General features: G+C 47.8%; 4 protein-coding genes. All 4 read right to left on the bottom strand.

Annotated elements, in window-relative coordinates:
• Window positions 1–120 precede the first annotated feature (120 nt).
• The gene (locus GPK58_RS10120) at window positions 121–1,347 is read right to left on the bottom strand and encodes a hypothetical protein (RefSeq protein WP_015526296.1); all 1,227 of its coding nucleotides are present in this window, start codon (window positions 1,345–1,347) and stop codon (window positions 121–123) included.
• A gap of 42 nt (window positions 1,348–1,389) precedes the next feature.
• The gene (locus GPK58_RS10115) at window positions 1,390–2,205 is read right to left on the bottom strand and encodes a PP2C family protein-serine/threonine phosphatase (RefSeq protein ID WP_021652196.1); all 816 of its coding nucleotides are present in this window, start codon (window positions 2,203–2,205) and stop codon (window positions 1,390–1,392) included.
• A gap of 30 nt (window positions 2,206–2,235) precedes the next feature.
• The gene (locus GPK58_RS10110) at window positions 2,236–4,185 is read right to left on the bottom strand and encodes a serine/threonine protein kinase (RefSeq protein ID WP_215638597.1); all 1,950 of its coding nucleotides are present in this window, start codon (window positions 4,183–4,185) and stop codon (window positions 2,236–2,238) included.
• Window positions 4,186–4,283: 98 nt separating this feature from the next.
• Window positions 4,284–7,982 carry a DNA-directed RNA polymerase subunit beta' gene (gene rpoC / locus GPK58_RS10105; RefSeq protein ID WP_015526299.1) on the bottom strand — a complete coding sequence of 1,233 codons (3,699 nt, stop codon included), beginning with the start codon at window positions 7,980–7,982 and terminating at the stop codon, window positions 4,284–4,286.
• Window positions 7,983–7,986 lie beyond the last annotated feature (4 nt).

Raw genomic sequence — 7,986 nt, 5'->3', positions numbered from 1 at the left:
GCCTTCGGCTATATCCTTCCCACTACCAGGCGGATTCGGGACTTGCACCCGTTAGAAACGTGCGCCGCCGGGCGCACACAAAAAAAGGATGATGCGTCACCGAAACGCATCATCCTTTTTTCAGTTCTTTTCTTCTCCCTCTTCATAGGATTTTTCCCAGATCTCGGAAAATACTGCCAGCGGACAGTCTGTCAGCAGGCACATCAGAAGAAAGCACTCATATGGATTCACTATGTAGATCTCACTCATTTCGCAGCGGGCCAGGATCTCCTGGATCTCCTCCAGAAAATGACGGTATCTCGTATACGGATCATCCTCTGCCATCTCCTGAGAGATCACAAAAAACTCCAGCGTGATCAGATCGAACCGCTCCACCGGAAATTTATGGTTCAGGATATTGTTGATCCTCTGGCGGCTGAAGCGCTTCTGGCTGAAATGCTTTGCCAGAATGGATGCGGACATCTTTTTGAGATTTCCCATTTTATTAATAGGGATCCCGCTGCAGATAACCTTTTCCAGATCCGAAGCACTGATATTCTCAGGCTTCCAGATCTTTTTGCCACCGTTTTCTTCCTCATCTTCCTGATACATGGCTGCAATGATCTTCCTTGCCCGCTCCAGAAGGATCATAAATTCCTGAAAAGCCTGGCTCTTCTCTGATTTCGGATCATCATGTCTTCCTTTCAGAAAAGCCAGATATTCCAGAAGCTTTTCTTCACTGTCCAGACAAAGCCCTGTGCCATACACGATCTCTCCGGTCTTTTTTTCCACCGGAGTCATCTGTTTGTAGGTTTCTTTATATTCCTCCGCTTTATAATAGCCAAGATGATTCCGGTAACAATACCAGTAGATCACTTCTTCCGGATTATGAAAATCAAAATCCTGCTCACGAAGCACCCGGGTCAGAAAATCTGAAACATCCTCTGTACTCATCCGAAGTCCGAACCCCAGCAGAAAAACTGTTTCACGCTTCACAGATGCCTGAGTCAGCCAATTATTCACCAGAGAACTCAGCTTGGCTGATGTAGGTGACATGGATTTCGGTGTGTAGGTTTCCTTGAAGGATTCCACAACGATCTCTCTGTAGACTTCCTGCGGCACCTGGGAAAAAGGCTCCTCAAGCTCTGCACGCTCATACACATATCGTTTCAGATAGTCACCAAAGGAAACCAGTTCCATCTCCTTGTAAAGATAATGAAAAATAACATCTGCATCCTCATCCTCAAAGGAATCCAGACTGACAACCTGGCGGAACTTCTGTGCCGCCTTTCTTGTAAATTCAAAGTCCTTCACTGAATCGAAGGCAACTGTCTGTTCAAAATCAAGATCCTGCATTCGATTTCTCATCGCAAATTTTCTCCTTATCCCTTTTCTTACTCCCCGGGTTTATTACCGTCCGGTACTGTGGCGCTCTGCCCAGCGTTTGAGAATATTTTTTTCTTCATAGCCGCTGATCTGTGCAAGGACCAGTGTCACATTATCTCTGCCGCCTCTTTCCAATGCCTGTTCCAGGATCTTACCTACTTTTTCTTCTGCGGTTTCTGTCCCGTCAAGGATCTTCTGAAGCTCCTGATCAGAAAGCATGTCTGTCACTCCATCTGAACAGATCAGATACGAGCTTCCCGGCTGATAACCGATCTCCACGATAGAAGGCTCCAGTGCCATGTTTTCTTCCTGGAAGCCCAGATACTGCGTCAGCGGAGCTTTTCCCAGCATTTTTCCGCCGATCACATGGTCCGTGGAAATCTGCTGGAACTTCCCCTGAAAATGACGGTAGATACGGCTATCCCCAAGGTTGCAGGCATAGATTGCCTTTTCGCTGAAAGACAAAAGTGCCATGGTTGTTCCCATGCTTCTGATACGGTTTTCATTGCTGTAGCGACATACTGCCTCATTCATATTTTCGCAGGCTCCTGTCAGAAAAACCACAGGCTCTTTTTTCAGGGTCTTTTTGTTTTCTTCATAGAAGCCTCCCAGCGCTTCCACAGCTGCAGAAGCTGCCATTTCACCGCAGCTTTCTCCGCCCATGCCGTCAAAAACAGCCAGCATTGGAAGCTGCCAGTGCTGTGTATGACCTGCCAGGATTCCGTCAACCCCCTGGTTGTGCACCGGCAGGCGCACTCCGCAGCACCAGAAATTATCCTCATTATTTGTCCTCACCTTTCCGGTGTGACATGTATACGCATAATCAATCTGATAGGCCATTCTTTTTCCTTTCGTAAAAACCCTTCGACATTACTGCTGAAGCTCCACTACAGAATTACTCCAGTATTTGTCTCCCAGTTCTACATATTTGTCGTTATCGCTCTCTTTATCATGAACCTTACCATCTGCATCGATCCATCGGATCAGAAGGCCGTCCTGATAATAAAAATACTGCTTCTCATCTCCGTCCCATACATAAGTATAAAACATCTGCTCGCCCCAGTAAAAATATTCCTCATAAACGCCATCTGCGGAACTGCCGGGATATACAAGTACTTTGGCGATCTCTCCTGATCCATTATAAAAGCGCAGGCGATCCCCCTCTGTACCTTCACGTCTATAGCTGTCCAGAGCATTTTCTATGGTTGTCGCATGGTCACGTATCGTTTCCATTGCCTGTGCGAAACTTTTATCCGAATTGTCTGCAGTACCGAAATTTCCTTTGTTCAGAGCATCAGAATCATCGGAATCTGTATACGAAGGTTCCCCGTTATCCGCAGGTTTCCGTATCGTTCGTACCGCAAGGATCCCGCCGATCAGCACAACAAGGATCCCGGCTGTTATAAGCATTCTGAAAATATCTTTCCGTTTCCTTCTGTCATCGTCATTTCCGTCATTCTCTGGCACGGATCCTTCCCACTCCTGGAGATTCTGGTCACGGTCGTCTTCCAGATCTGTGATAGAGGTAACTCTGGGCTTTACAGCTCCGGTTTTTCTTATACCGGGATCTGATTGACGGGAACGTCCTGACGGATAACCGGACAGGCTATCCTTTTCGGATGCTATTTTTCCGGATGCAGATTTCTGAGGCTTCTGTATTGTGCTCTGAGCCTTTGGCGTATTCCAGGCTGCATTTTTTGCTATTTCTCCGGCTGTCGGTTTCTCCGGCTGTATGGATACCGGCACAGGATTTTTACGTGCCTGACGGATCGCATCCGTATTCAGCTGACTCGTTCTTGCCAGCTGTCTGGCTGCACCCTCCTGGAGAAACTTCGGCATGGACTCCGGAACAGGTCTTTCCTCCACTGGTTTCGGTTTCTCATGAACTCCCTGTTCTCTGTTTGCCGCTCCATACCGGATTTCTTCCAGTGCTTCCCGAAACTTATCCGGAGTCTGATATCGTTCTTTTGCATCATAAGCACAGGCTTTTAAGATAACGGAACCGAAAGCCTCTCCTGCATCCACAGGGGGTGGCGGTGTTTCGCCTGACATCCTCCTCGTGAGTGCGTTTTCCTTATCTCTGTATGTGATCAGCTGTTTTTCAAGATTCAGAAACGGAAGCCTGTTATGATTCATCAGTTTATATAACACCAGGCCAAGTGCATAAATGTCCACTCTGCTGTCGTACTGTTCTCCCCTGTACATCTCCGGCGCCATATAGGAATAAGTTCCCTTTTTGGAAAGGGTACTCATGGTTTTTTCCAGCTCTCTGGCGATTCCAAAGTCCCCCAGCTTGAAATCCCCGAACCTGGATACAAAAATATTCTCAGGTTTGATATCCCTGTGGATGATGTGAAGCTGCCCACAGTATTCCAGTGATCTGCAAAGATCGATACCCAGCTTCATCACTTCTTTTTCTGTGAGATTTTTTCCCGCATAATATTCCATGAAGCTTGTGAGATATTCCATGCGGATAAAAATATCCCATCCGATCTCGTCCAGATATTCCATCACCTTGTAATCTTCTACAGATACAATATGGGAATTTCCCCGGAAATACTCCATGGTGCTTACTTCCTGAATGCACTCCTCCACCAGATTTTCAAAATAACCGCGGACAGATTTTTCATCACCGGATTCTGAGCGCACACTGTCCAGCTCCCCTTTACTGGCGGGGATTGTGATTATCTTAATTGCCGAGTAAAAAGAACGTCCCTTCTCAGTTCTCTGAGCTTTATACACTCTTCCAAAAGAGCCTTCCCCGATCTTGCTTACGATCTTCCATTCCGGCCACGGGGAAATTGGCAGTTCCTTGTCCATCGCAATCCCTCCTCTCTCAGAAAATCCCTGCTTATAAACAGAAATCTCCCTCCGGATTTCCGGGGGGAGATTTATTTATATTAGCAAGGTATATCGACTTATTCTTCTACCGGTGCAGTTTCCTCTGCTGTCTCTTCAACAGCAATGGTCTCTTCCTCCGGAGCAGTCTCAGTCTTCTCTTCCTCTACGGAAATTTCCTCTGTATCCTCAGGCTCCTCGGAAGCTGTTTTTACCTCCGGCATTCCTGTGTCAAGACTGATCTCACTGTAACGCTTCATACCTGTACCTGCAGGAATCAGCTTACCGATGATAACGTTCTCTTTCAGACCGATCAGCGGATCGATCTTACCTTTGATAGCAGCCTCTGTCAGGACTTTTGTTGTTTCCTGGAAGGATGCTGCTGACAGGAAGGAGTTTGTAGCAAGGGATGCTTTGGTAATACCAAGCATAACCTGTTTGCCCTCTGCCGGCTGTTTGCCCTCTGCCTCAAGTTTCTCGTTAACTTCCTCAACATCAAGGACATCAACAAGTGTTCCTGGCAGGAACTCTGTATCTCCGTTATCCTCGATACGGATCTTCTTCAGCATCTGATGAACGATAACCTCGATATGCTTATCGTTGATCTCAACACCCTGCAGACGATATACACGCTGAACCTCACGGATCATGTAATCCTGAACTGCACGCACACCCTTGATTCTCAGGATATCATGCGGATTTACACTACCTTCTGTCAGCTCATCGCCGGCCTCAAGAACCTGTCCATCAAGGACTTTGATACGAGAACCGTATGGGATCAGGTAAGTCTTGGAATCGCCTGTCTCCGGATCGTTTACGATGATCTCACGTTTCTTCTTAGTGTCGTTGATCGTGGCAACACCTGGGATCTCTGTGATGATCGCAAGACCCTTCGGCTTTCTTGCCTCGAAAAGCTCCTCGACACGAGGAAGACCCTGTGTGATATCTCCACCGGCAACACCACCGGTATGGAAAGTACGCATGGTCAGCTGTGTACCTGGCTCACCGATAGACTGTGCTGCGATGATACCAACAGACTCACCAACCTGTACCGGCTCACCGGTAGCCATGTTCGCACCATAACATTTTGCGCAGACACCAACCTTGCACTTACAGGAAAGGATGGTACGGATCTTCAGTTTGTCGATCGGTCCGCCTGTCTGGTTGCTTACGCCCTCTTTCATGATACGGGCTGCACGCTTCGGTGTGATCATGTGGTTTGCTTTAACAAGGATTTCTCCGTCTTTATTCTTAACTGTCTCACAGGAGAAACGTCCTGTGATACGCTCCTGAAGGCTCTCGATCTCTTCTTTTCCGTCCATGAATCCACGAACGACCATACCGGAGATCTCTGCTCTGTTCTCACAGCAGTCCGCCTCACGAACGATCAGATCCTGGGATACGTCAACAAGTCGTCTTGTCAGGTATCCGGAATCGGCTGTACGAAGAGCGGTATCAGAAAGACCTTTACGGGCTCCATGAGCGGACATGAAGTACTCCAGTACGTCAAGACCTTCACGGAAATTTGACTTGATCGGGAGCTCGATGGTATGACCGGTTGTATCAGCCATCAGTCCTCGCATTCCGGCAAGCTGTTTGATCTGCTTATCGGAACCACGGGCTCCGGAGTCAGCCATCATGAAGATGTTGTTGTACTTATCAAGACCTGTAAGAAGTGCCTTTGTAAGCTCATCATCGGTCTTCTTCCAGGTATCAACAACCTCTTTGTAACGCTCTTCCTCTGTGATAAGACCACGTTTGTAGTTCTTTGTGATACGGTCAACAGTATCCTGAGCCTGCTTGATCATCTCCGGCTTCTGCGGCGGCACGGTCATATCGGAAATAGATACGGTCATGGCTGCACGTGTGGAGTATTTGTAACCCATAGACTTAACGGAGTCAAGTACCTCGGCTGTCTTTGTTGCACCGTGAGTATTGATAACCTTTTCAAGGATCTGCTTCAGCTGTTTCTTACCTACAAGGAAATCAACCTCAAGAAGCAGTTCGTTTCCAGGTACGCTTCTGTCCACAAATCCAAGGTCCTGCGGAAGGATCTCGTTGAACAGGAAACGTCCCAGTGTGGACTGAACATTGCCGCTTAAAACAGTTCCGTCCGGCATTGTCTTATGACAATGGACAATGATCTTTGTCTGGAGTGTGATGACCTTGTTCTCATATGCAAGAATTGCCTCGTTGACACTCTTGAAGAACTTGCCCTCACCCTTGTTTCCAGGTCTTTCCTGTGTCAGGTAGTAGATACCAAGGACCATATCCTGTGAAGGAACGGCTACAGGACCACCATCTGACGGTTTCAGAAGGTTGTTCGGTGATAACAGAAGGAAACGGCACTCTGCCTGTGCTTCCTGGGAAAGCGGAAGATGCACGGCCATCTGGTCACCATCGAAGTCTGCGTTGAACGCGGTACAAACAAGCGGATGAAGCTTGATCGCCTTACCTTCTACAAGGATCGGCTCGAATGCCTGGATACCCAGACGATGCAGTGTAGGTGCACGGTTCAGCATAACCGGATGCTCCTTAATGACGTCCTCAAGGACATCCCATACTGCCGGCTCAAGCTTCTCTACCATTTTCTTGGCATTTTTGATGTTGTGGGAAGTTCCGTTGGCAACAAGCTCTTTCATAACGAAAGGTTTGAACAGCTCGATAGCCATCTCCTTCGGAAGACCACACTGATAGATCTTCAGTTCAGGTCCTACGACGATTACAGAACGTCCGGAATAGTCAACTCGTTTACCAAGAAGGTTCTGACGGAAACGTCCGGATTTACCCTTCAGCATATCGGAAAGGGATTTCAGAGCTCTGTTTCCAGGGCCTGTTACAGGACGTCCGCGGCGTCCGTTATCGATCAGGGCATCTACAGCCTCCTGCAGCATACGCTTCTCATTGCGGACAATGATATCCGGAGCACCAAGCTCCAGAAGTCTTTTCAGACGGTTGTTTCTGTTGATGATCCTTCTGTAAAGATCATTCAGGTCAGATGTTGCAAAACGTCCTCCGTCCAACTGTACCATAGGACGAAGATCCGGCGGGATAACCGGGATAACGGTCATGATCATCCACTCAGGACGGTTGCCGGACTCACGGAAGGACTCCACAACCTCAAGACGTTTGATGATCCTTGCACGTTTCTGGCCAGTTGCATCTACAAGCTCTGCTTTCAGCTCTTCGGAATCTTTTTCAAGATCAATAGCCTGCAGAAGCTCCATGATGGATTCAGCACCCATACCTACACGGAATCCTTCACCGTAAGACTCACGTGCTTCCTGGTACTCACGCTCGGTGAGTACCTGTTTGTACATAAGTCCGGAATCTGCAGGATCCAGAACGATATAGTTAGCAAAGTAAAGCACTTTCTCCAGTGTTCTCGGAGAAATATCAAGGATCAGACCCATACGGGACGGAATTCCTTTAAAGTACCAGATATGAGACACCGGAGCTGCAAGCTCGATGTGTCCCATACGCTCTCTACGAACGGCAGATTTGGTTACTTCAACACCGCATCTGTCGCAGACAACGCCTTTATAGCGAATTTTTTTGTACTTTCCACAGTGGCACTCCCAGTCCTTGCTCGGTCCGAAAATCCTTTCACAGAAAAGACCATCCTTCTCAGGCTTCAAGGTTCTGTAGTTGATCGTTTCAGGTTTTAAAACCTCACCGTGTGACCACTCTCTGATCTTCTCAGGGGACGCCAGTCCGATCTTGATGGCATCGAAAGTCATTGGCTGATATGTTTCATTGGCGTTGGTTGTTTCTGCCATGTAT

This window comes from Blautia sp. MCC270, from assembly GCF_018785605.1.
Taxonomy (GTDB): Bacteria; Bacillota; Clostridia; order Lachnospirales; family Lachnospiraceae; genus Blautia_A; species Blautia_A fusiformis.
The sequence above is the reverse complement of the archived record's forward strand: the minus strand, read 5'-3'. Positions and strand labels throughout refer to the sequence as shown.